17 protein-coding genes are annotated in these 21,562 nt (G+C 71.7%); 9 read left to right on the top strand and 8 right to left on the bottom strand.

The window, feature by feature from the left end; all coding sequences use genetic code 11:
• The first annotated feature begins 239 nt into the window (after positions 1 to 239).
• Positions 240 to 1,286 carry a hypothetical protein gene (locus CAP_RS29660; RefSeq protein WP_156041253.1) on the top strand — a complete coding sequence of 349 codons (1,047 nt, stop codon included), beginning with the start codon at positions 240 to 242 and terminating at the stop codon, positions 1,284 to 1,286.
• Positions 1,287 to 1,392: 106 nt separating this feature from the next.
• Positions 1,393 to 3,009, top strand: coding sequence for an IgGFc-binding protein (locus CAP_RS29655; RefSeq protein WP_156041252.1), 1,617 nt, complete (start codon positions 1,393 to 1,395; stop codon positions 3,007 to 3,009).
• A gap of 142 nt (positions 3,010 to 3,151) precedes the next feature.
• Here CAP_RS29655 and CAP_RS29650 read toward each other — a convergent pair whose 3' ends face one another.
• The 4 genes from CAP_RS29650 to CAP_RS52695 form a co-directional block, all read right to left on the bottom strand.
• Positions 3,152 to 4,330, bottom strand: coding sequence for a tetratricopeptide repeat protein (locus CAP_RS29650; RefSeq protein ID WP_052376320.1), 1,179 nt, complete (start codon positions 4,328 to 4,330; stop codon positions 3,152 to 3,154).
• Complete coding sequence (locus CAP_RS29645) at positions 4,327 to 5,502, bottom strand: hydroxymethylglutaryl-CoA reductase, degradative (protein ID WP_052376318.1); 1,176 nt, start codon at positions 5,500 to 5,502, stop codon at positions 4,327 to 4,329. The genes CAP_RS29650 and CAP_RS29645 overlap by 4 nt, the downstream gene beginning before the upstream one ends.
• Before the next feature lie 192 nt (positions 5,503 to 5,694).
• Positions 5,695 to 6,765, bottom strand: a complete 1,071-nt coding sequence (locus CAP_RS29640) for a hypothetical protein (protein ID WP_156041251.1) — start codon at positions 6,763 to 6,765, stop codon at positions 5,695 to 5,697.
• Between the two features lie 228 nt (positions 6,766 to 6,993).
• Entirely contained in the window at positions 6,994 to 7,932 is a 939-nt protein-coding gene (locus CAP_RS52695; RefSeq protein ID WP_044247029.1) for a mevalonate kinase family protein, read from the bottom strand.
• A gap of 256 nt (positions 7,933 to 8,188) precedes the next feature.
• On the opposite strand from CAP_RS52695, the gene CAP_RS52690 reads away from it, so the two are divergent.
• The 3 genes from CAP_RS52690 (at position 8,189) to CAP_RS29620 (ending at position 11,391) form a co-directional block, all read left to right on the top strand.
• Positions 8,189 to 8,647 (top strand): hypothetical protein, encoded by a 459-nt coding sequence (locus CAP_RS52690; protein ID WP_197041411.1) that lies wholly within the window; start codon positions 8,189 to 8,191, stop codon positions 8,645 to 8,647.
• Positions 8,644 to 9,501, top strand: a complete 858-nt coding sequence (locus CAP_RS29625) for an SDR family NAD(P)-dependent oxidoreductase (RefSeq protein ID WP_044247027.1) — start codon at positions 8,644 to 8,646, stop codon at positions 9,499 to 9,501. Before CAP_RS52690 ends, CAP_RS29625 begins: the two co-directional genes overlap by 4 nt.
• A 975-nt stretch (positions 9,502 to 10,476) precedes the next feature.
• Complete coding sequence (locus tag CAP_RS29620; RefSeq protein WP_044247026.1) at positions 10,477 to 11,391, top strand: FHA domain-containing protein; 915 nt, start codon at positions 10,477 to 10,479, stop codon at positions 11,389 to 11,391.
• Between the two features lie 168 nt (positions 11,392 to 11,559).
• Here the strand turns inward: CAP_RS29620 and CAP_RS29615 are convergent, their stop codons facing one another.
• From CAP_RS29615 to CAP_RS29600, 4 genes are all read right to left on the bottom strand, one after another.
• Positions 11,560 to 12,036 (bottom strand): hypothetical protein, encoded by a 477-nt coding sequence (locus CAP_RS29615; RefSeq protein ID WP_044247025.1) that lies wholly within the window; start codon positions 12,034 to 12,036, stop codon positions 11,560 to 11,562.
• A 217-nt stretch (positions 12,037 to 12,253) separates the two neighbouring features.
• Positions 12,254 to 13,243 carry a diphosphomevalonate decarboxylase gene (gene mvaD / locus CAP_RS29610; protein ID WP_044247024.1) on the bottom strand — a complete coding sequence of 330 codons (990 nt, stop codon included), beginning with the start codon at positions 13,241 to 13,243 and terminating at the stop codon, positions 12,254 to 12,256.
• Entirely contained in the window at positions 13,240 to 14,265 is a 1,026-nt protein-coding gene (mvk, locus tag CAP_RS29605; RefSeq protein WP_063748774.1) for a mevalonate kinase, read from the bottom strand. The genes mvaD and mvk overlap by 4 nt, the downstream gene beginning before the upstream one ends.
• Positions 14,262 to 15,419 (bottom strand): polyprenyl synthetase family protein, encoded by a 1,158-nt coding sequence (locus CAP_RS29600; RefSeq protein ID WP_081865386.1) that lies wholly within the window; start codon positions 15,417 to 15,419, stop codon positions 14,262 to 14,264. Before CAP_RS29600 ends, mvk begins: the two co-directional genes overlap by 4 nt.
• A 207-nt stretch (positions 15,420 to 15,626) precedes the next feature.
• On the opposite strand from CAP_RS29600, the gene CAP_RS29595 reads away from it, so the two are divergent.
• The 4 genes from CAP_RS29595 (at position 15,627) to CAP_RS29580 (ending at position 21,308) form a co-directional block, all read left to right on the top strand.
• Positions 15,627 to 17,294: an N-acyl-D-amino-acid deacylase family protein gene (locus CAP_RS29595; RefSeq protein WP_081865385.1), complete on the top strand. Its 1,668-nt coding sequence runs from the start codon at positions 15,627 to 15,629 to the stop codon at positions 17,292 to 17,294.
• Positions 17,295 to 17,673: 379 nt separating this feature from the next.
• Positions 17,674 to 19,623, top strand: a complete 1,950-nt coding sequence (locus CAP_RS29590; protein ID WP_197041407.1) for a hypothetical protein — start codon at positions 17,674 to 17,676, stop codon at positions 19,621 to 19,623.
• A gap of 265 nt (positions 19,624 to 19,888) precedes the next feature.
• Positions 19,889 to 20,569, top strand: a complete 681-nt coding sequence (locus tag CAP_RS29585; RefSeq protein ID WP_197041406.1) for a GTP-binding protein — start codon at positions 19,889 to 19,891, stop codon at positions 20,567 to 20,569.
• Positions 20,570 to 21,032: 463 nt separating this feature from the next.
• Positions 21,033 to 21,308: a hypothetical protein gene (locus tag CAP_RS29580; RefSeq protein ID WP_044247022.1), complete on the top strand. Its 276-nt coding sequence runs from the start codon at positions 21,033 to 21,035 to the stop codon at positions 21,306 to 21,308.
• The last annotated feature ends 254 nt before the right edge of the window (positions 21,309 to 21,562 follow it).

The following is a 21,562-nucleotide window of genomic DNA, read 5'->3' as shown; positions in this document are numbered from 1 at the left end:
TCGAGGGCCTCCCTTCGGGGAGACCTGTCCACGCCCCTCACGCCCTCAACTACCCTGGCGATCCGACAACCGGGTTGCCAATCCCGCTATCCAGAACCTGGGGGCAGCGCGCATCATGCGCCTGGTTCGAAGATTGCCTTTGAAGATTGCCTTTGAGGAGTACCCGTGAAGATTGCCCTGGGAGATCGCCAGCGGAGATCCCCCACGGGGACCGCCAACGAGGTTTGCCAAGGATGAGCATGCGTAGCCAAGAGCAGGGCACGAACAGCCACCCCCCGATCCTGGAACGAACCCCATCACGCCTGGACCGCCCCCTGGCCGGCGCGACGCGGACGCTCGGAGCCTCCAGCGCTGCACTGCTGCTGCTCGGGCTGTCCTCGTGTGGCGGAGAGGGGAAGGGCGGGGCTCCTCCCTCGGCGACCGCCAGCTCCTCTGTCGCAGCGCCCGCGACCTCTGCCGCTCCGGCGAGCAGCGCACAGGCTGCTGCCCAGTCTCCCTCGGCCGTCGTGGGCTCCCCGGTCCCGCCGGAGGTCGTGGCCCGGACCGTGAATCCCCGCAAAGAAGCCCCCTACAGCGGCCCGACCGGCACCCTCAAGGGCCGCGTGCGCATCAAGGGCGACCCGCCGCCTCCCACCGAGTTCGCCTTTCCCTCGGGCAAGTGCGGAGAGGCCGCGGCCACGTACAGCCACCTGTTCCGGGTGGGCCAGGGTGGCGCTCTCGGGGACGCACTGGTGAGCGTCGTCGGCTACGACGGCTACGTCCCCGAGAAGGAAGAGGCGACCAAGGTCACCATCCATGGCTGCGCCCTGTCTCGCCGGACGGTCGTCGCGACCTTCGGACAGCGCATCGAGATCGCGAACCTCGACGTGCTCGAGAGCTACATGCCGTACCTCGACGGCGGCTCCAGCCGCGCGGTCATGGTCGCCGTCCCCCGAGGCGACGCCGTGAAGCTCTACCCGCCGCAGGCCGGGCACTACCTGATCCGCGACCAGATGCCCAAACCCTTCATGACCGCCGACGTGTTCGTCCTCAAGTACGCAACACACGACGTCACCGGTCTCGACGGCACTTACGAGATCACCGGCATCCCCGTGGGCACAGTGCAGGCCGTCGCTTATCTCCCGGCGCTCAACGACGAGGCCAAGCAGGAGATCAAGATCGTGGAGGGCGCCAACACGCTCGATTTCGAGCTCTCCTTCGATCTCGGCAAGTGGAAGGCGCGAACCACGAAGCACGCGGCCCCTGCGCCTTCGAGTTCGGCGTCCGCCTCGCCGCCGCGGCACTGAGCACCCCTGCACCTACAAAGCAGCCTGTCCCGACCCCGGCGTCAAAAGCCTGCGCGGCGTCCCGGATCCTTTTCTGCGGTTCGGCAAACAGGTGATAATCCCTCGCATGCCCCGATCGGTAGCTTTCCTCGGAGTGCTCCTTGCCATGGCGCCCCTCGTCGCCCTCGGCGCCTGCCTCGACAACGGCCTCAACACCGAGGCGGGAGGAGCAGGCGGCGCTGGCAGCACAGGCCCAGGAGGAGCGGGGGGCGCCGGTGGCAGTGGCGCTTCAGCACCCGAGGCGCGTGATCCGGCGACCTGCGATGAAGCCGCGGAAATGAAGACCCACATGGGCTGCGATTTCTGGCCCACCGTCATCGCCAACCCGGTCTGGAGCGTCTTCGACTTCGGCGTCGGCGTCGCCAACGTGACCGAGGAACCCGCCGAGGTGATCGTGACTCGTGGCGACCAGGAGGTCCTCTCCGCGATCATCGATCCCCACTCCGCGAGCACCCTCTATCTCCCCTGGGTGCAGACGCTCAAGGGCGAGGACTGGAATGAGTACACCGACCTCACCTTGCCCACCCAGAGCGTCCGCGCACCGGACGGCGCCTACCACCTCGTCAGCAGCCGCCCCGTGAGCGTTTACCAGCTCAACGCCGTCCAACCCAGCCCGGAAGCGGGACCCGAGGGCAAGGATTGGGCATCGTGCCCATCGACCTTTCTCGATTGCCTCTCCTACTCCAACGAGGCCACCTTGCTCCTGCCGAGCACCTCGATGACTGGCAGCTACCGCATCACCAGTTACAGCGGCAGCACCGAGGTCCTCACCTCGCCTTACCTCGCCATCACCGCCACGGAGCCCGAGACGGTGGTCGATATCCACCTCGGCAGCGGGGCCCACATCATCGCCGGAGAGCAGATCACGGCCACGAATCCCGGCGAGAGCACCTCGCTCACGCTCCAGCAGGGCGAGGTCGCCGAGATCTTCGGGACCCAAACCTCCGACTTCAGCGGCAGCACCGTCAGTGCCAGCAAGCCGGTCCAGATCATCGCGGGCATCCCCTGCTCCAGGATCCCCTTCGAAGCACTCGGGTGCAACCACCTCGAAGAGGTCGTCCTCCCCGTCGAGACCCTCGGCAGCCACTACCTCGTCCCTGTCCCCACCGGGCCCATCGGTCTTCAGACCAGGCATGCCGTGCGCCTCTACGGCCACGTGGACAACACCGAGCTCACCTATCCCGGCACCATCCCCCCTAACGCCCCCGTCAGCCTCGCTGCGGGCCAGGTGGTGGACCTCGGCCTCGTCGAGGACAACTTCGAGGTCAGCGGCAACCAACCGTTCGGCGTCTCCACCTTCCTCCTCGCGGCCTCCACCGTGAACCCCAACGGCGGCACCGGCGGTCCCGCCCACAGCAACGTCGTCCCTCTCGAGCAGTTCCGCGCCCGCCAGAGCTTCTTCACGCCGTCGGGGTACGACGCGATCTACCTCAGCATCGTCACCCCCCGCGAGACGACGCTCTCCCTCGACGGCGTTCCCATCAACAGCGAGCCCGAGCGCATCAGCGACGATTTCAACGTCGTGCGCGTACCCATCAGCCCCGGCCAGGGGAGCATGCACGTCGTGGAAGCCTCCAGGGACGTCAGCGTCCAGGTCATCGGCTACGCCACCCGCGTCGCCTACCACTACCCGGCGGCCATGAACCTCGCGCGCATCAACGACCCCATCCCCAGCGGCAACTGAAGCGCTGGAGAGCTGACCGGCAACCCTGCGGCGCGCCCCCCGACCTCGGTCGGCCTCTGCGCGTCCCGCCTCAGCCTCTCCTGCGCGCCCCGCCTCAGCCTCTCCTGCGCGCCCCGCCTCAGCCTCTCCTGCGCGTCCCGCCTCAGCCTCCCCCGCGTCCCTCCACGCTCCCCGCGCCGGCCCCCGCCGCCTTCGGCACCCCTCCCGCGGAGCCCCCGCCCTCGGCCCTCGAAAGCCGCCGCCGCACCCGTTCCGCCACCCCTGCCGTGAGCGCGTCCTCGCGCCCTTCCGGCATCTCCTTCAGCCATGCCCGCGCTGCGTCCTCGTCGACCCGCCGCGCCAGCAGCTCCGCGAACAGGAGCCGCGCCAGCGCCGACGGCGGCGTCACCGCCTCGCCCGCCTCGGGCATCCCCCCGAGCGCCTCTCTCAGACCCGCAGCGTCTCCGGCCAGATCGGCCGCCACCGCCAGCGCGATCCGCGCCGAGCTGCTCGCCGGATCGGCCCCCACCACCAGCGCCGCCTGCGTGCGCGCCTCCGCCACCCGCCCCAGCGCTGCCGCGCGCACCGACAGCTCCGCGGCCGACACCCGCGCCTTCCGTGCGAACCGCCGCGCCGCCTCCAGGTCTCCCCGCCCGAGCGCCTCGTCCACCTGCCTGAGCGGCGTGAACCCTGGCATCTCCTGCGCGAACCCCCCCGCGTACCGCGGCGACAGCGCCACGGCCCGCCGCGCCGCCGCGAGCGCCCCTGCCTCGTCGCCGGCCCGCCGCGACAGCCCCGCGAGCTGCATCCACCCCTCCACCGAACCTGGCCGCTCCCTCAGCCACCCCCGCAGCACCCGCTGCGCCTCCACCACCCGACCCCGCTTCTCCAGCAGCTCCGCCAGCAGCAACCACGCCGCTTCCTGCTCCGGATCCAGCGCCACGGCCCGCTCCGCGAACCCCAGCGCCTTCTCCTCCTGCCCCCGGTGCAGCGCGCACCGCGCCTGCGCCCGGAAGAGCGGCTCGTAGTCCCCGTCCCGCCCCAGCGCCTTCTCGAACGCCCCCTCCGCGTCCCCGCCCAGCTTGCAGCGCACCGCCCCGATCCGCGTCCAGATCTCCGCGCTCTCCCCGTCGTCTCCCGCCGCCTCCGAGAACGCCTCCAGCGCGAGCCGCAGGTTCCCCTCCGCCTCGGCCACCGCACCGATCGCGTACAGCGCGTATGCCCGCGTCGACACGAAGCGCCCCTCGATCAGCTCTCCGTTCACCGACCGGGTCACCGTCGGCGCCGCGCACCCCGCTGCGGTTCCCAGCGCGAGCGCCGCCGCCAGGCAACGCCCGATCACGCCCCCACCTTGCCCGACGTCGCCCGGTGGTGCAGCGACATGTGGCCGCGCTGGATCCCCTCCGTCGCCAGCGCGCGCAGCGCCGCCAGGTTGGTCGCGAGCCCTGCCGCGCCCATCACCATGGCCAGCTCCCCGGCCGAGCGTGCTCCCACCAGATCCAGCGCCAGCCGCGCCCCGCGATGGGCCCGCAGCGCGCCCCCCACCGTGCCCACCGACAGCGGCATCGTCAGCTCACCGACCAGCCCTCCCTCCGCGAGCCGCCACGTCGCCAGCGGCCGGTACACCCCGCTCCGTGCCGCGTAGGCGTGCGCCGCCGCCTCGATCGCGCGCGTGTCGTTCCCTGTCGCCAGCGCCACCGCGTCCACCCCGTTCATCACACCCTTGTTGTGGGTCACCGCCCGGTACACATCGAGCTCCGCGAACCGCGACGCCGACGCGATCCCCCGCGCCGCCACGTCCCCGGGCGCCCGGTTGCACCCCAGCGCCTCGAACGCCACCTGCGCCCGCACCCGCACGCACCGCCGGTCGCAGTAGTTCGACAGGATCCGGAGCCCCAGCGACCCGCCTGCGAGCTCCGCCACCCGCGCCCCCAGCGTCTCCGCGATGGTGTTCAGCAGGTTCGCCCCCATCGCGTCGCAGCAGTCCACCAGCACGTGCACCACCACGAACCCGTCGCCGAGCGACCGGCACTCCACCTCCTGCGCGCCTCCGCCCCGCTCCACCAGCCCCGGCACCGCCTGGTTCGCCGCCGCGAGCAGCTCCCCCTGCGCCTCCCGCAGCCGCCCGAGCGCCCCTTCCGGGTCCGTCACGTCGTGCACCTCGATCTGCGCCGCCATGATCGACCGATCCACCGACGCCTCGAACCCCCCGCCGGCCCGCGTCCGCTTCGCCGCGTGCGACGCCGCCGCGATCACGCTCGGCTCTTCCGTCGCCATCGGGACCAGCACCTCCCGACCGTTCACCTGGAAGTTGAGCGCCACCCCGAACGGCAGCCCCAGCACCCCGATGGCGTTCTCCACCATCGCGTTCGCCGTCCCCTCGTCGAGCCCTCCGCTCGCCAGCGCCTCCGCGAGCTGCCCCGGCTCACGCCCCAGGGCCTCCGCCAGACAGCGCAGCCGCGCTTCGAGGGTCATCGTCCGGAACCCGGGGAACTGTGACGTGGAGACGCGCATGACCGAGGACCTATACCCCAGCGGAGCCCCCGATTTGTTTGGAGACTCCATGGGTTTTCCTCGCAGCGACCGGGGACGAAAGACGGGCCCGCGGAAAATCTCCGCGCCTACCCCTCCGCCGCCCCTGCGCCGCGCCTCCGCCGCCCCTACGCCCCTCACCGGGGGTGCGCAAAGCCTGCGGGACCTTCTGGCTCAGCCCGCTGCCACGTGCGGCACCTGACAGGGCAGCGACGCCCTCGCCTCTCCCTGCCCCTCCAGCAGCTCTGCGTCGAGCATCTCCTCCGCGGCGATCACCTCGGCCAGGGCCCGGTCCAGGTCGCCCACCTCGCCCACGCCTCCCACCTCACCCACCCGCACGGGCCCTCGCAGCCTCGCACCATTGCGCGCTTCCTCCATCGCGAGCGCCGCGATCTCCCGCAGCGCCCCCTCGCTGTCGTCCAGCTCGCGCAGGAACCGCCCCACCTCCACCCCGTCGAGCTGGAGCTGCTCGGGCGCGAGTGACTGCTCGTGCAGGAGCTGGATCAGCTCCACGACGGTCGCGAGCTGCTGCTCGATCGCCTCCATCCCATCGCGCGTCCTGCACCAGCACGACACCCGCCGGTAGGCCACCTCCAGCCGCCGCTCCGCCAGCGCCCGCATCCTGTCCGTGGACGCCACGCGCACCGTCTCCAGTGCCCCGATGGTCTCCATCAGCTCGTGGTAGCTCGTCGACGCGAGCGACTCCCGCCCCGCCCGGAGCGCGATCGCGAGCTGGATGTAGCTCGCCCCGAGCCGGCTCCCGTCCGGCATCGCCGCGAGCTCCGGCGCCACGTCCAGGCGTCGCGCCACGTTCTCCCGCGTCCGCTCCATGATCCGCTCGAGCCGCGCGAACTCCACCTGGTGCGGCGCGCCCATCTGCTGCACCAGCGCGTCGCGCGCCTGCTCCACCGTGGCCTGCTCGTGCACGTCGAGCCGCTCGTCCAGCGCCGCCCGGAGGCACCGCACCCAGGGCGAGATCCCGAGCAGCACCCACGACAGCGACAGCCCCGCGAGCAGCACCGGGAAGCTCCAGCTCACCAGCGCCGCGAGCCCCACGGCGCAGAGGAGCGCCACGCTGTACGGATGCACCGCCGCCCACCGCAGGTAGAGCAGCGGCGTGCGGCGATACCCCCGTATCCGCTGCAACGCGTCCCTCACCTCGGGATCCAGCGAGATCCTCGGTTCGCTCAGGGCCGCGAACATCACGTCCCCCGGATGACTGCGCCGCTCCTCGCTCCGAGCCATGTGGTTCCCCCCTTCTCGCCTCAGGCGTGTCCGGGGCGCGCCGACCACGAGGTCACCGCGTCACCCGAGCGCACCTGCTGTGCTGGAGGCGCCCCTCTGCGACGCCCCGTCCCCTCTCCTCCCTCCCAGAGCGCGTGCCGTGCCAGCCTCGAAAGGCACCCCCCGGCTCAAATCGCGCGCGGGCTCTCCCCATGTTTCCGCGTCAGACATCCTCGTCAGACATCCTCGTCAGACGTCGAGATGCGCCCCCACCACGCCGATCACCATCGGCTCCGGCGTGAGCCCCACCGCGCGCGCCCGCTCCAGGAGCGCGGCAGACGGCGCCGCGCTCCCCACGAGGATCGTCACGTCCCCGCCCCCTGCGCCGCTCGGGAGCACCACCCCGCCCTCTGCCTCCGTCGCGGGCTGGAGCGCGCGCACCGCGGGCGTCACGATCGGCGTCCCCGCCCGATCCCCGAGTGCCCCGAGCGCCTTCACCTGCTGCGCGAGCGCCGCGATCAGCGCCTCCACGCCCGCAGCGTCCACCGCCGCCACCGCCGCCACCGCTCCATGCGTCGCCTCGTCCATCAGCGCCCGGTACCCCTCCGGATCTTCCGCCGCGAACGCCCGCACCTGCGCGAGCATCGCCGACGTCCGCGCCTCCGACGTGCTCGACAGCACCGTGATCACCGTCCCCGCCGGCAGCGCGTGCGGCACCGCCTCGAGCCGCGCCCCTGGCCCCGAACGCGCCGCCTTCGTCATCTCCAGCGTGCACCGCAGCACGCCCCCCAGCGCGCTCGCCGCCACGTCGAGCCCGCTCCCGCCCCCTTGCGCCACCCGGTGTGCGTGCAGCGCTGCATCGAGCAGCGCCTCCCCGTCCAGCGCCCGCCCCTCCTCCGCCCACGCCGCCGCGAGCGACGCCACCAGGATCGCCGCGCTCGACCCCACCCCGAGCTTCCGGCTCCCCCCCTCCGGCAGCGCCGTCCGCAGCGCCCCCGCGTCGAACCACGGCGCCCGCGTGAGCATCCCCAGATCCAGCGCCGCCTGCACCTCCTCGGTGATCCGATCGGCAGGCTTCCGCGTATCCGCCACCACGTACCTGTCCACGGCAGCCACCAGCGCCGGCGCTCCCTCCAGCACCACGTAGGCCCCCGACAGCACCAGCTTCCCAGGCGCCTTCGCGATCACGCCCCGTCTCCTTCCCGGCCCACCACGCGCTGCACAGTAGGCGCACCTCGCCCTTCGAGAAAGTCCATCGCGCCGGACTGAAACCATGACGTGAGCAGGGCGGTCCTCGCAGACCCTTCCTGCGCGAGGGCGGCTCGGCGCGCGTCGAACCCACCTGCCGCGGACCACCGACGGAAGGTACGGGACCATCCCGCTTGCGCTCGCCGCCTCGTGGACGCATGCGGAAGACATGCACCTCAGCCAGTGCCTTGCCGTCATGCTTGCACCCTGGGTCCTCGCCCTGGGCGGATGCTCGAAGGACGAGACCGCGACCTCCGACCCCACGACCCCCGTCACGACCAACTCGGCCATCACCCCGCCCCTCGGCGCCGAGCCGGCCCATGTCCCGAGCGCGGCCGGAGACATCACCGGCGTCCCCCCTTCCACGGTCGGGACGGGCACCAAGACGAACTCCTTGCCTACCGACGCGGGCGTCATCACCGACGCGGGCACCCCGACGGATGCGGGCACCTCCGACGCCGGCAAGGGCGACGCGGGTGTCATCACCGACGCCGGCATCACCGCGCCGAACATCAAGGCCTGCTCCGACAAGTGCCAGCCGGCCTTCCAGAGCTGCCTCACCCCGAGCTTCAACGACGCGGGCATCCCCCAGATCAAGGACCCTGCCGCGTGCCAGGCGGCCCTCCAGGCCTGCCTTCAGGGGTGCAAGCCGTGAGCGCGCACCCTGCCTTGACCCCCGGCCGGGTCGCCGTGGTGACGGGCGCCGCGAGCGGCATCGGCCTCGCTGCCGCCGAGCGCTTCGCGCGCCTCGGCCTCAAGGTCTGCCTCGCCGACCTGGAAGGACCGGCCCTGGAGAGCGCCGCCGCCCGCGTCGCTGCCCTCGCGAAAGGCGGCGAGTCCGACGTGCGCGCCGTCCCCACCGACGTCGCCAGGCTCGACGACGTCGAGCGCCTCAAGCAGGCCGCGTACGACGCCTTCGGCGAGGTCGCGGTGCTCATGAACAACGCCGCCATCGGCGGCGGCGGCAAGCTCTGGGAGAGCCCCGAGCGCTGGCGCCGCCTCCTCGAGGTCAACCTCTGGGGCGTCATCCACGGCGTGCAGGCCTTCACCGAGGCCATGATCGCCCAGGGCACCCCGGCGGCCATCGTCAACACCGGCTCGAAGCAGGGCATCACCACCCCGCCGGGCGACACCGCCTACAACATCTCCAAGGCCGGCGTGAAGGTGCTGACCGAGCAGCTCGCCCACGACCTGCGCGGCATCGAGGGCTGCCAGGTCTCCGCCCACCTCCTCGTCCCGGGCTTCACCTTCACCGGCATGACCGGGCGCGCCGAGAAGCCCCCCGCCGCCTGGACCGCCGACCAGGTGGTGGACCTGCTCCTGGAGAGCATGGCCCGGGGCGACTTCTACATCCTCTGCCCCGACAACGCCGTCACCCGGGAGATGGACGAGCGCCGCATCCAGTGGGCCGCCGACGATCTGATCAAGAACCGCCCCGCCCTCTCTCGCTGGCACCCCGACCACGCCAAGGCCTTCGAGGCCTACATGGAAGACGTCGTCAAGCCCTGAGCGGGTCGCGGCCCAGCCAGGCTCCTCCCGGCAGCACCCCCTTCTCCTTCCCCGAGCGCCCTCTCTCTCCTTGCTCGGACGCCTTCTCCTTCCCCGAGTGCCCTCTCCTTGCGCGGACGCCCTTTCCCCGAGCGCCTCACCCGCGCCTGCCCACCTCCCGACCTCCCCTCCGGCGCGTGGAATCCCCCCGGCCACCGCGGACGCCCTCATTCCGACAGCTCCGAATCCCCCCTGCCCCTGCGGTCCGGGGGAGTGTGGACGCGCCAGGAATCCCCCCGTCCCCGGAGGACGCCTCCCTTCGGCGCCGAGAATCCTACCGTCCCTGGGAGGAGCGCGTTCGGAGAGCTCCGAATGCCCCCGTCCCCGGCGCCGGGCAGACTCCGACAGCTCCGAATGCCCCCGTCCCCGGTGGCCGGGTGGACTCCGACAGCTCCGAATGCCCCCGTCCCGACCCGCGCTCGGGGAGGCTCACGCGGTGAGAATGCCCCCGTCCCCGTCGGCGGAGACTCTTCGGGCCCGAGAATCTCCCCGTCCCTGGGCCGGACGGATTCCCAGGGCTCCGAATGCCCCCGTCCCCGGAACAGGGGAGGTTCCGAGGGCTCCGAATGCCCCCGTCCCTGATGGCCGGGGGCGCTCCGGCGCGCCGAGACCTGCCCGGCATGCCCGAGGGCACGGGTGCTGCCTTGCGACCTGCGCCGGTTGTGCGCGGAGGTAGGGGATGGTCTTCGCTGACGGCCTGACCTCGGAGGACGGCAAGCTGGCGACTCAGTCCGAGCCGTCGCAGCCGTCGCAGCCGTCGCAGCCGTCGCAGCCGTCGTAGCCGTCGCAGCCGTCGCAGCCGTCGCAGCCGTCGCAGCCGTCCGTGGTTGCCATGACCTCCGGGCCGTTTCACAACGTCGGGGGAGGCGACGTGAGCAAGAGAGAGGTCTGGCTCCATCTCTTCTATCGACGGGCGCCGGAGGCCTGAGCATCGCCATGGGAGTCCTGGAGGAGCTCGGAAACCGGCAGGGGCGCTTCGCGCTGGGGTCCCGGTGCATGATTGGCCGCCATCCCTCGTGCGATTTGCGTCTCGACGAGCCCGGGGTGTCCAGCGAGCACGCCATCGTGCGCTGGTTCCAGGAGCGCTGGGAGCTGCGCGATCTGGGCAGCCGCAACGGAACGTTCGTCGACGGGCGCAGGCTCGACGCCGGGGAGCGCGCCCTGCTCCACGAGGGGGCGGTCTTCACGCTGGGCGGCCTGGCCATGGGCTTCACGCTCGTCGGCGCAGGCGCTCCGCTCCTCCTGGCCCGCCAGCGCAAGACGGGCCAGACCCAGACGGCCACCGATCACGTGCTCGCGCTGCCGGACGACGCGCACCCGCGCGCGCTTGTCTTTCAGGATGCCGCGGGGCAGTGGGTCGTCGAGCGGGAGGACGAAGCGCCCCAACCGGTGGTCGATCACGAGCTGCTCATCGTCGACGGACAGACGTGGGTCGTCGAGCTGCCCGCGGGCGCGCCCGCGACCTGGGTTGGGCTCGTGGACACGGCGCTGGAGACCGTCGCGATGCGTTTCGTGGTGAGCCGCGACGAGGAGCACGTCGAGGTCACGGTCCTGCGCGGGGGGCACCCCATCCTGCTCGCGCCGCGGAGCTACCATTACCTGCTGCTCACGCTGGCGCGGCAGCGCTTGAAGGACGCGGAGCTGCCGCCAATCGAGTGCGGGTGGATAGACCGAGGGGCGCTGTGCAAGATGCTCGCGGTGGACCCTCTGAAGCTCAACGTCGACGTCTCTCGCGCGCGCAAGCAGCTCGGGGACGCCGGCATCCGCGGGGCTGCGGGGCTCATCGAGCGGCGCCCGACCACCGGTCAGCTTCGGCTCGGGGTCGCGCGGGTCGAGGTGGTGTCGCCATGATGCACGCCGCGGGAAGGCGGCGAGGCATGGGGTGAGTGGGCTGAGTGGGGTGAGTGGGCTGAGCGGGGTGAAGACTGCCCCGGCGACCGGGCGCGGACGTCGCGTCCGGAGGCCAGCGGTCGCCGAGGGGCGAGGTCGGATGCTCAGGCGAGGGCCGAGGGCATCTGCTCAGCCGCAGAACACCCCGTAGTCGTTGAAGTTGGACCCGTTGATCGAGCCACCCCAGTCGATGCAGGCATGGGGCGCGTACACGTAGACCGGGCCGGCGTAGGTCGTGAACTGGCCGGAGTCGACGATCCAGGGCTGGCCTGCCTTCGACACCCGCGCCGTCATGGGAAGTCGAGCGCCCGACGTGTTGCGGACGGTGACCACGCAGTTCTTCCCGGTGCTGCTGTTGTAGGTGAGGAAGACGGTGCCTCCGGACAGCGCGTGGGAGGCGATTACGTGGTAGCCCGAGCCGCAGACCCCGTTGTAGGTAGCCGCGGAAACGGCTTCTGCCGTGGGCTCCACGTCGTCTACCAGGATCTCGTCTTCATTCGCGAGGTCGTCAGCCTCTTCGTCCGCCTCCGTGCCGATGCAGCCGCCGAGCATGGCGGAAGCGGCAATGAGCATGAACGGAACGAGGGTATGGTGCATGGTTTTCATCGCGTCTCCTCCTGGTTCCCCTGGCTGTGGCCACGGGACTTTCTGTGGGGCGGGAGCCTCAGCGCTCCCGGCACAGGCACCTTGGGACGCCGCCGCTGGCCGGGCTATGACACGCTATATCAGGGTATTTCAGCGGCGCTCCGGAGCGCCGCCGCGCACGGGGAGCGCTGGGGCGTCGGAATCGTGCAGGGCGAGGCGCTTTCGCCAGTCCGGAGTGTCAGCCGCCGTCGAGGCGGGCGCCGCCGCCGGGCTTCGCGCTGATGGTGCGGAGGACGCCAGGGATCTGGAGGAGCGTGGCGGTCACCTCGGCCTCGGCCTCGGGGAGGGTGAAGACCTTGACGTGGGGGCCGGCGTCGATGGTGAAGAAGGCGGGGGTGCCGCGGGCGCGCAGGCGGCGGACCTCGGTGAGGACGGCGACGGTGGGGCCGGTCCAGTAGAGGAGGCCGGGATCGGCGGCGATGGCGGAGGCGTGCATGCGCAGGGCGCTGGCCTCGGCGGCGGCGCCGAGGGCGGCGATGTCGCGGGCGAGGACGGCGGCGTGGATGCGGGCGTAGAGCGCGGGGGCGTCGTCGACCCAGGCGGGGAAGTAGGGGCTGGTGTCGACGGTGTGCTTCATGCCCTCGCTCGATCCGACGTCCTTGGGGCCCTCGGCGGTGACGGCGATGATCACCCGCAGGGGCCAGTGGTCCTCGGGGGCGATGGGGGTGGCGGGGAGGACCTCGTCGGCGGGCTCGCCGGCGCGGAGGGCGACGAAGCCGCCGTAGGCCGAGCGCGCGGCGGAGACGCTGGTGCGGCGGGCGAGGTCGCTCACGGCGTCGGGGGCGGTGGAGAGGCCGGTGGCGGCGGAGGCGGCGAAGGCGAGGGCGGCGAAGGCGGAGGCGCTGGAGGCGAGGCCGGCCGCGGTGGGGAAGTCGTTGTGGCTCACCACGCGGGCGTGCTCGCGGCGGCCGGTGGCGGCGCGGACGCGATCGAGGAGGCCGGTGACGCGGGCGAGGGGGCCGGGGGCGGCGGGGCGGCCGCCGAGGTGGAGCTCGTCGGCGGTGAGGGTGTCGTCGAACTCCACGGTGGTGAGGGTGGAGAGGCCGGCGAGGGTCACCGAGAGGCTCGGGACCGCGGGCAGGTTGTGACCGAAGCGGCGCTTGCCCCAGTACTTGGCGAGGGCGATGTTGGGGTGGGCGACGGCGGTGGCGCGGCCGGTGATGCTCATGAGGGGTCCTTGGAGGTGGCCGCGGCGGGGCCGTTGGCGGGGCCGTTGGCGGGGCCGTTGGTGGGGGTGGCGCGGCGGTCGCTGATGCGCGCGAGCTGGCCGTCGTAGCCCGCGGCGCGCCAGGCGGCGAGCACGGGGGCTGCGGCGCGCGCGGCGTCGTCGTCGCTGCGGGCGTCGAGCAGGGCGATGAGCGAGCCACCGCCGCCGGCGCCGGTGAGCTTGGCGCCGAGGGCGCCGGCCTCGCGCGCAAGGAGGCACATGCGCTCCAGGTCCTCGGTGGAGACGAAGATGCCGGCGAGGAGCATCTGGTTGAGGTCGAGGAGGTGGCCGAGGCCCTTGAGGTCCCCGGCTTCGAGGGCGAGCGCGGCGTTGCGGACGAGGGCGGTGATGGCGGGCAGGGTGTGGTCCCGGACCTCGGGCTTGCGCTCGAAGAGGCGCGCGACCGACTCGACCATGGACTTGGTGGAGGCGCTGGTGCCGGTGGAGCCCACGGCGAGCCACACGTCGTGGCGCAGGGCCAGGGGCGAGGCGCCCTCGGCGCGGGTGTAGAGAAAGCAGCCGCCGAGGGCCGCGGCGGTGGTGTCGATGCCCGAGGGGTTGCCGTGGAAGACGCGCTCCCAGGCGCCCGCTGCGGCGAGGATTTGGGCCGCGTCGACGCTGGTGGCGCTGCCGGTGCTGGTGGCGAACGTGGCTGCGGCGCGGGCGATGGCCACGCCGAGGGCGGCGGAGCTGCCGAGGCCTCCGCCGGGGAGCAGGCGGCTCTCGGCGGTGATGCGCACGGGAGGGAGGTCCGGGAAGGTGGCGAGGAGGGCGGCGAAGGCGTGGCAGAGGGGGGTCTTCGCCTCGCCGGGGAGGTGCTCGATGCCGGCGAGGTGGAGGCTGCTGCGGCCCTCGGGCGCGGGGATCACCGTGGCCTCGGCGCCGCGCTCGATGCCGGCGGCGATGGCGGGGGTGCCGTGCACGACGGCGTGCTCGCCGAGGAGGATGACCTTGCCGCAGGCGGCGCCGCGCGCGGGGGTCACCGCTGCCTCCAGCGCAGGGCGGCGGCGGCGCCAGCGAGGATCTCGCGGGCGCGGGGGGAGACGGGGAGGGAGGCGGCGAGGGCCTCGGCCTCGGCGCAGAGGGCGTCGAGGCGGTCCTCGACGGCGGTGCGGGCGCCGCTCGCGACGAGGGCGGCGGTGGCGGCGGCGACCTCGTTGGCGGTGGCGTCGCTGCGGCCGAAGGCCTTGCGGAGCGCCTCGCTGGCGGCAGCGTCGAGGCGGCCGTCGGCCCAGGCGATGACGGCGGTGCGCTTGCCGGCGCGGAGGTCGTTGCCCACGGGCTTGCCGGTCTCGGCCTCGCTGCCGAAGGTGCCGAGCAGATCGTCGCGGAGCTGGAAGGCGATGCCCACGGGCGCGGCGAAGCGATCGAGGGCGGCGAGCACGTCGGCGGAGGCGCCGGCGAGGGTGGCGCCGAGGACGAGGGGGCCGCGCACGGTGTAGCTGCCGGTCTTGAGGGCGTGCATCTGCTCGACGTCCTCGGCGCGGCCGAGCACATCGAGGTGCTGGCCGACCACCACGTCCTGGTGGATGTCGCAGAGGGCGCGCAGGGTGGCGACGATGCGCTCGGGGGTGGCGGGGGCGTGGGCCAGGGTGCCGATGGCGAGGCTCCAGGTGAGGTCGCTGGAGAGCAAGGCGCTCACCGCGCCGAGGCGGGCGTCGCCGAGGGTGTGGCCGAGGGCGGTGTGCACGCTGGGGCCGCCGCGGCGGGTGGGGTCCTCATCGATCCAGTCGTCCTGGATGAGGAGGTAGGTCTGGATCAGCTCCAGGGCGGCGGCGACGTCGTAGGCGGCGTCGAGCGGGGCGTCGGGGGCGAGGCCGAGGTGGGCGGCCACGACCAGGCCGGCGCGGTAACGCTTGCCCCCGCGCAAGGTGAGGCTGCGGGCCTCGGTGGCCATGGCCTCGACCTCGCGCCCGTAGCGGGCGACGCGGGAGACCTCGGCTTGCCAGCGCTGCTCCAGCCGCGCTTCCACGGCAGGGCGGATGGACGCGAGGAAGTCGAGGAAGGTGCGCGCAGCGGCGCCCTCGGCGCCTTCGAGGGTGCGATCGGCGTGGTCGGCGCGGTCCGTTGCGGAAGGAACGGCGGGATCGCCGGAGAGGCCAGGGGTGCCGGTGGAGGCGGCTCGTTGCTCTGCCATGAGGGCGCGGAGCCTAGTACATCCGGTCTCCGAGCCACGAAGAAACCCGGGGTAGCAGTCCGCGGGAGTTCAGGGGTCCGGTCCAGGGTACGCAGTACCTGGGTAGCGACCATCGGGAGCGTAGGGGCCGACAGGCCCCTGATTTAGGGTACGCAGTACCGGGAGCGTAGGGGCCGACAGGCCCCTGATTTAGGGTACGCAGTACCGATGGACCTTGAGCTGGTGGTGAGGGGTGGGACGGTGGTGGATGGGACTGGGGCGCCACGGTTTCGCGCGGATGTGGGGGTGCGTGCGGGTCGGATCGTCGCGGTGGGGATGCCGGAGCAGATGACGGCGCCGAGGGTGGTGGATGCCGCGGGCCTGTGCGTTGCGCCGGGGTTCATCGACATCCACTCGCACGCGGACTGGGTGCTCACCTTGCCGGATCACGGCGGCGTGCTCGCGCCGCTCGTGGCGCAGGGGATCACCACGGTGGTGGCGGGCAACTGCGGACACTCGCCGGCGCCGGTGACCGAGGCGTCGGAGCCGCTCGTGGAGCACTCCTCGGAGCTCTTGCGTGACCGGGCGTTCCCGTACCGCTGGCGGTCGATGGGGGAGATGCTCGACGCGCTGGGCTCGGGGGGACTCCTGCTCAACGCGGCCTTCCTGGTGGGGCACGGGACGGTGAGACAGGCGGTGATGGGCAACCGCCCGGGGCCGCCGAGCGCGGGGGAGATGCGGGCGCTGCGGGACGAGACGCGCGGGGCGATCCGGCAGGGGGCGTTCGGCCTGTCGGCGGGGCTCGCTTACGCGCCGGGGGTGTTCGCCGACAACGAGGAGCTGCTCTCGCTCGCGCGGGTGACGGCGGAGGAGGGGGCGGTGTTCACGGTGCACGGACGGGCCTTCACCTGGGTGTCGCCGTTTTACCGGCCGATGCTGCTCACGGTGCCGCACAACCTGCGCTCGGTGCGGGAGCTGCTTCGCCTCGGGCGCGACGCCCGGGCGCGCATCCAGCTCTCGCACCAGATCGCCATCGGCAGGCGCACGTGGCCGACGCATCGGGCGGTGCTGCGCGCGATCGACAGGGCGATCGACGAGGGTGTGGACGCGGCCTTCGACGCCTTCCCGTACACGGCGGGCAATACCACCACCAATGCCCTGTTCCCGGCCTGGCTGCTCGACGGATTCAGCGCCAAGATCCGGGACCGCCAGGCGATCGCGCGGCTGCGGCGTGATTTCATGATGTTCCGCCTGTTCCTGGGGCTCGAGTACAGCGATATCACCTTGCTATGGGGGGCAGACGTCCCGGAACTCACGGCCCTGGAAGGGCTGCGCGTCGACGAGATCGGAGCGCAGCTCGGCATGGATCCCTTCGACGCTTACGTGCACCTGGCGCGGCTCAGCGACGGCAAGGCGCGGATCCTCATCGATACCTACTCGGGGTACGGGGAGCAGGACGAGCCGCTGCGGGCGACGCTGTCGCACCCGCGCTGCGCGATCGAGACGGACACCATTCTCACGAGCCGCGGCAAGCACAACCCTGCCTCCTTCGGGACCTTCCCGCGCGTGCTCGGGCGTTATGCGCGGGACCTCGGGCTGTTCTCGGTCGAGGAGGCGGTCCGCCGGATGACCTCGTTCCCCGCCGAGCGCATCGGGCTGACGGAGGTGGGGCGCATCGCGCCGGGCTACCGGGCGGATCTGGTCCTGTTCGACGCGGCCGAGGTGGCCGACAACACCCGGCCAGGACACGCGGATGCGCCGCCTTCCGGGATCCGGACGGTGATGATCTCGGGCGAGGTGGTGGCCGAGAGCAGGCAGGAAACCGCAGGGGAGGGGGGAAACATCGTTCAGCACGTTCGTCGAGCGTCGCGCCACGGGCGTCTGCTGCGGCGCTGAGCCAGGCTCGCTGGCGCCTCGATTTTTCCTTTCTTGGGGCGAGGGTCTCGATTTTATTTCCCGCATTCACCAGAGATCGCGGTTTCAAGCCTGCAATCACCCAGGGTTGCGTGGGCCGCAATGCCGCCGCGGGCGTTCTCGCTGGACCGGATCCGACCCGGCGCGTACAGTCCGGACCTGAGCTGGTTATCGGGCCAGGCCGGGAAACGACCTACGGATCCAGGCATGTCGCGATATCCGTCACCGCACCGCCGCCCGAACGCGGCGTGCCGATCACATCGTGCGAGGATGAATGCGCATTGCAATGTGCCTGGGTCTTGTTGCGCTCGCTGCTTGCGGCGGTGGAGATCCCAGCGGAACGACAGTTCGGGGGAATGACGTGCCCGGGGGGCCGGGCAGCGAAGGGCAGACCCCCGGGGGTATCGGCGGTGGCGTCGAGGATCCAGGGACTGGCGTGACGGTGCGCCTCACGCGCGCCGTGGCGGGTGGATCGGTGGTGTCCTTCGGGCTGCCGCTGCCGCGGGGCGCGGTGCGCGACGCGGAGGAGATGCTGGTGCTCGCAGGCGGGGAGCCCGTCGCGGCGACGATCCGCGAGACGCTGGCGTTCCACGACGCGGCCGGGGGGAAAGAGGGGACGCGGGCGGTGGTGATCCAGTTCCCCGCGGCGCTGATGACCGGCGAGACCCTCGATGTGGAGGTGCGCTGGGCCGGTGGAAATGGCGACGCGGGCGGCGAGATCGTGCCCTTCGGGTCGGACGAGGTGAGCGCGGCGTCGACGGCGACGGCGCGGACGGCGACGCGGACCATCGCGCAGCAGGGCGGTTCCTACGCACTGGTGGAGGGCACGGCCGAGGAGCTGCCGCTGTTCACCAGCCGGGAGCCGCGGGTGCTGGCGACGTTCCCGGAGGGATACGTGGCCCGCACCGGGCTGCTCGGGCCGCAGGTCGCGGCAGCCGAGGTGCAGCAGGGGCTCGGGTTCTTCTCGAAGGCGCTCGGGGACTTCACCAGCTCGGCGATGTACCGGGAGAGCTACGCCCTGAACCCCGACCCGGAGTCGGTGATGGATCCCATCGAGGACTACAGCGCCTGGCTCTACGACCGGTGCGCGACGTTCCTGACGGCGTACAGCCACCTCGGCGACGCCGAGGTGCTGCGGCACGGCTACCAGAACTGCTCGTACTACGCGGGCAAGATCGCGCTCTCGGGCGAGAACCGGGGGATCTTCACGGGGAAGCCGGACCCGGACACCAAGTACTCGCACCTGCGCGGGCTGTACGCCTACTACGCGCTGACCGGCGACGAGGCAGCCTTCGAGGCAGGGCAGGCGATCGCGGAGATGTGGCGGGACGATCCGCTGTTCGTGGTGCCCTACCGGGAGGGGCACGCGCGGGGGATCGACAAGCTGTGGACCGAGCGGCTCCTCGGGACGAGCATGGAGGGGCTCTACTACGGCCACCAGCTCACCGGAGAGGTGTCGTTCCGAGACGCGCTCGGCGAGATGGTGGACACGGCCTACCGGCACGTGACCGGGGACGCGGGGGCGCTCGGGGAGGTGAACCCGGGGGCGTCGTTCCCGCCCCAGAGCTGCTTCGTGCACTCGGGGGAGCAGCACGCGGACGCGATGGCGAACGATCCGTGGTGCTCGCCCTGGATGAGCGCGATGCTCATCGAGCCGCTGCTGGCCTGGGAAGAGCAGACGGGCGACGAGCGGGTGGGGACGATCTTCATCCACCTGACGCGGTTCCTGCGGGACGTGGGGACCAGCTACTTCACGAACGATCTGCTCAACGACTCGTTCCTGTCACCGTCGGTGTGCGACGACCCGAGCGCCGGGGAGAACCGGCGGCGGCTGGTGCCGCTCTACGGGGCGGGGATCCGGCCGGACGGGAGCCGGGCGACGTTCGGGGAGTGGGACGACTGGCAGCACTGCGCGGACGCGACGGCGATCACGGCGGCGGGGCTCCGGGCCCTGAAGCAGGCGGGGATCTACGAGGAAGGCGCTGTGGGGCCGTTCGCGAGCGAGGGCGAGGCGCTGCTCGCGATGCACCACGAACTCGCCGCCTGCGCGGAGCGGGGGTTCGAGAATGCGACACGGGAGCGGCGCGATCCGGCGAACTGGACGAGCGCGGAGCTCGCGGCGGGCGCGGGCGACCCGGCAGGGTTCATCGCGCAGAACCGGATCGGCTTCCCGTCGCACGTGAACATGCCGCAGCGGCGCTATAGCTGGTGGTTCAACTACGCCCTGCTCCAGCACAAGCTCCTCGCCCAGGCAGGCATCGAAGTCCCCGAGATCGTGCAAGGCGCAGTGCAACCCGCCGGCTGCCCCTGAGTACTGCGTACGGCGAATCAGGGACCTTCGGTCCCTACGCTCCCGATGGTCGCTACCCCCGTTTCTTCGCTCGAACGCCGAGCGGAGGACTCGGGACGAACCTGGGAAACGGAGCACTGGCAACGATTGACCATTCTCGGGCGCGAGTCCCGCCGTCCACGGCGTCCCTGCAGAATGAATGTGCACGTCATTGCGCAGGGGCAGGGCGGGGCGCATCCTCTGGGCACCCAACGTCCAGTCCAGTGGAGCCGAAAGCATGCCGTGCGTGAATTACCCGCTGCGTGAAATGAGCTGCAAGATCGTCTACTACGGTCCGGCAATGGGCGGGAAGACCACGAGCCTGCGCCATGTCCACGCCCACGCGGACAGGGCGACGTGCGGCACCCTGATGACGCTCGGGGCCGACGCAGAGCGGATGGTGTGCTTCGACGCGATGCCGCTCGAGGTAGGGGCGCTGTGGGGGTGCAAGGTGCGGCTCCAGCTCTACACGGTGCCAGGGCGCACGGAATGCAACGATACCCGGCGGCTCATTCTCGGAGGGGTGGACGGGCTGGTATTCGTCGCGGACGCGCAGCGGGGGCGGGAAGCCGACAATGCGCAGTCGCTCTCGAACCTGCGCGAGAACCTGGCCGAGGAGGGGCACGCGCTGCGCGAGATCCCCCACGTCCTTCAGTACAACAAGGTGGACCTGCCGGACGCGGTCCCCGTGGAGGAGCTGCGCGGGGCGCTCAACCTGGAGGGCGCCCTCGACTTCGAGGCCTCCGCCAGGGAAGGGGTGGGGGTGTTCGCGCCGCTCAAGGCGGTCTCGCGCCAGGTGGTGGAGAAGATGCTGCGGACCGGCGCCTGTCCGCGGTTCGACGGTCCGCCCTCGTCGGCGCGAGGTCCAGCGAGTGCGTGGCGCAGTCCGGTCTCGCAGCGGGGGTCGTGCCGCGACGTGTCTGCATAAGGCGGCGCGGTCAGGTACCCCACCACGCGTCGTGGCAGATGACCCCATGGGCCGAGGGTGGGGCCTCGCGCGGCGGGGCGCCCGCTGAGTTCCTGCGCGTCCTGCGCGTCCTGCGCGTCCTGCGCGTCCTGCGCCGTGATGCCGGCGGACGACGGTCAAATCCAAGGATCGGCGCGTATTTGCGACGCCCGTATACTTTCCACCACAGGGTGTGGGCAGGGCCTGTGGTGAATTTGATACAGGCGCACAAGAGTTGACGGGACGATCCTCGTCGTTGTACGTACTGCACGCACGGCTCAGGCCTTGCACTACCAGGCTGTACGGGAACCCCGTCGCCTGGCGGGCAAAGAACTGGGGAGGAACGAGCCGCTCTTCGCGAGCTGCTCGTAACGCTGTTGGCCTCGAGTCGACGGTGTGGCCGCCCTCATACGTCACGAGACACTGACTGAAGGAGATCCTGACAATGAACTTCAAGACTGCTCTGATGGCTTCTGCTCTGATGGCGTTCTCCAGCGCGTTCGCCATGGGCTGCGGCGGCACCCCGTGTGACGACGCTGCCGACTACCTCGTCGACGAGTGCGGCCTCCCCGAGGGTGACGGCGGCGAGGATAGCGACGCGGAGTGCACCGCGCAGCTCGAGTGTGCCTCCAACTGCATCATGGAGACCGACTGCAGCGCGTTCACGGACAACGACGCCGAGGCCCTCGCGTCGTACGCCGAGTGCGCGGCGGAGTGCTGATCCGCGCCAGCCAGCGCTGACCGGGTAGCAATACCCGGCCCGCAATGGAGCGAGTGACCGCGATCGGAGACGATCGCGGTCGTTTGCTTTTGTGCGTCCAGAGGGAGACCAGGTCACGTCGGGATCCTCGTCCTCGTGCGTCTGGAGGAAGGCCGCGGCGGGGGAGCCAGGCCCTTCTGGAAACGTGAACATCCGTTGAAATAAGGGTTGACTCGACAATTGGTGGAACCGGGCGGCGCGGGCGCTGTCTGGTC

Source organism: Chondromyces apiculatus DSM 436 (genome assembly GCF_000601485.1).
GTDB classification, from domain to species: domain Bacteria; phylum Myxococcota_A; class Polyangia; order Polyangiales; family Polyangiaceae; genus Chondromyces; species Chondromyces apiculatus.
The sequence above is the reverse complement of the archived record's forward strand: the minus strand, read 5'-3'. Positions and strand labels throughout refer to the sequence as shown.

What these genes read in the sequence shown, in the direction of transcription:
- CAP_RS29660 (WP_156041253.1), top strand. Translation starts at nt 240, where the DNA reads ATGCGTAGCCAAGAGCAGGGCACGAACAGCCACCCCCCGATCCTGGAA.
- CAP_RS29655 (WP_156041252.1), top strand. Translation starts at nt 1,393, where the DNA reads ATGCCCCGATCGGTAGCTTTCCTCGGAGTGCTCCTTGCCATGGCGCCC.
- CAP_RS29645 (WP_052376318.1), bottom strand. Translation starts at nt 5,502, where the DNA reads ATGCGCGTCTCCACGTCACAGTTCCCCGGGTTCCGGACGATGACCCTC.
- CAP_RS29640 (WP_156041251.1), bottom strand. Translation starts at nt 6,765, where the DNA reads ATGGCTCGGAGCGAGGAGCGGCGCAGTCATCCGGGGGACGTGATGTTC.
- CAP_RS52690 (WP_197041411.1), top strand. Translation starts at nt 8,189, where the DNA reads ATGCTTGCACCCTGGGTCCTCGCCCTGGGCGGATGCTCGAAGGACGAG.
- CAP_RS29620 (WP_044247026.1), top strand. Translation starts at nt 10,477, where the DNA reads ATGGGAGTCCTGGAGGAGCTCGGAAACCGGCAGGGGCGCTTCGCGCTG.
- CAP_RS29615 (WP_044247025.1), bottom strand. Translation starts at nt 12,036, where the DNA reads ATGAAAACCATGCACCATACCCTCGTTCCGTTCATGCTCATTGCCGCT.
- mvaD (WP_044247024.1), bottom strand. Translation starts at nt 13,243, where the DNA reads ATGAGCATCACCGGCCGCGCCACCGCCGTCGCCCACCCCAACATCGCC.
- CAP_RS29600 (WP_081865386.1), bottom strand. Translation starts at nt 15,419, where the DNA reads ATGGCAGAGCAACGAGCCGCCTCCACCGGCACCCCTGGCCTCTCCGGC.
- CAP_RS29595 (WP_081865385.1), top strand. Translation starts at nt 15,627, where the DNA reads ATGGACCTTGAGCTGGTGGTGAGGGGTGGGACGGTGGTGGATGGGACT.
- CAP_RS29580 (WP_044247022.1), top strand. Translation starts at nt 21,033, where the DNA reads ATGAACTTCAAGACTGCTCTGATGGCTTCTGCTCTGATGGCGTTCTCC.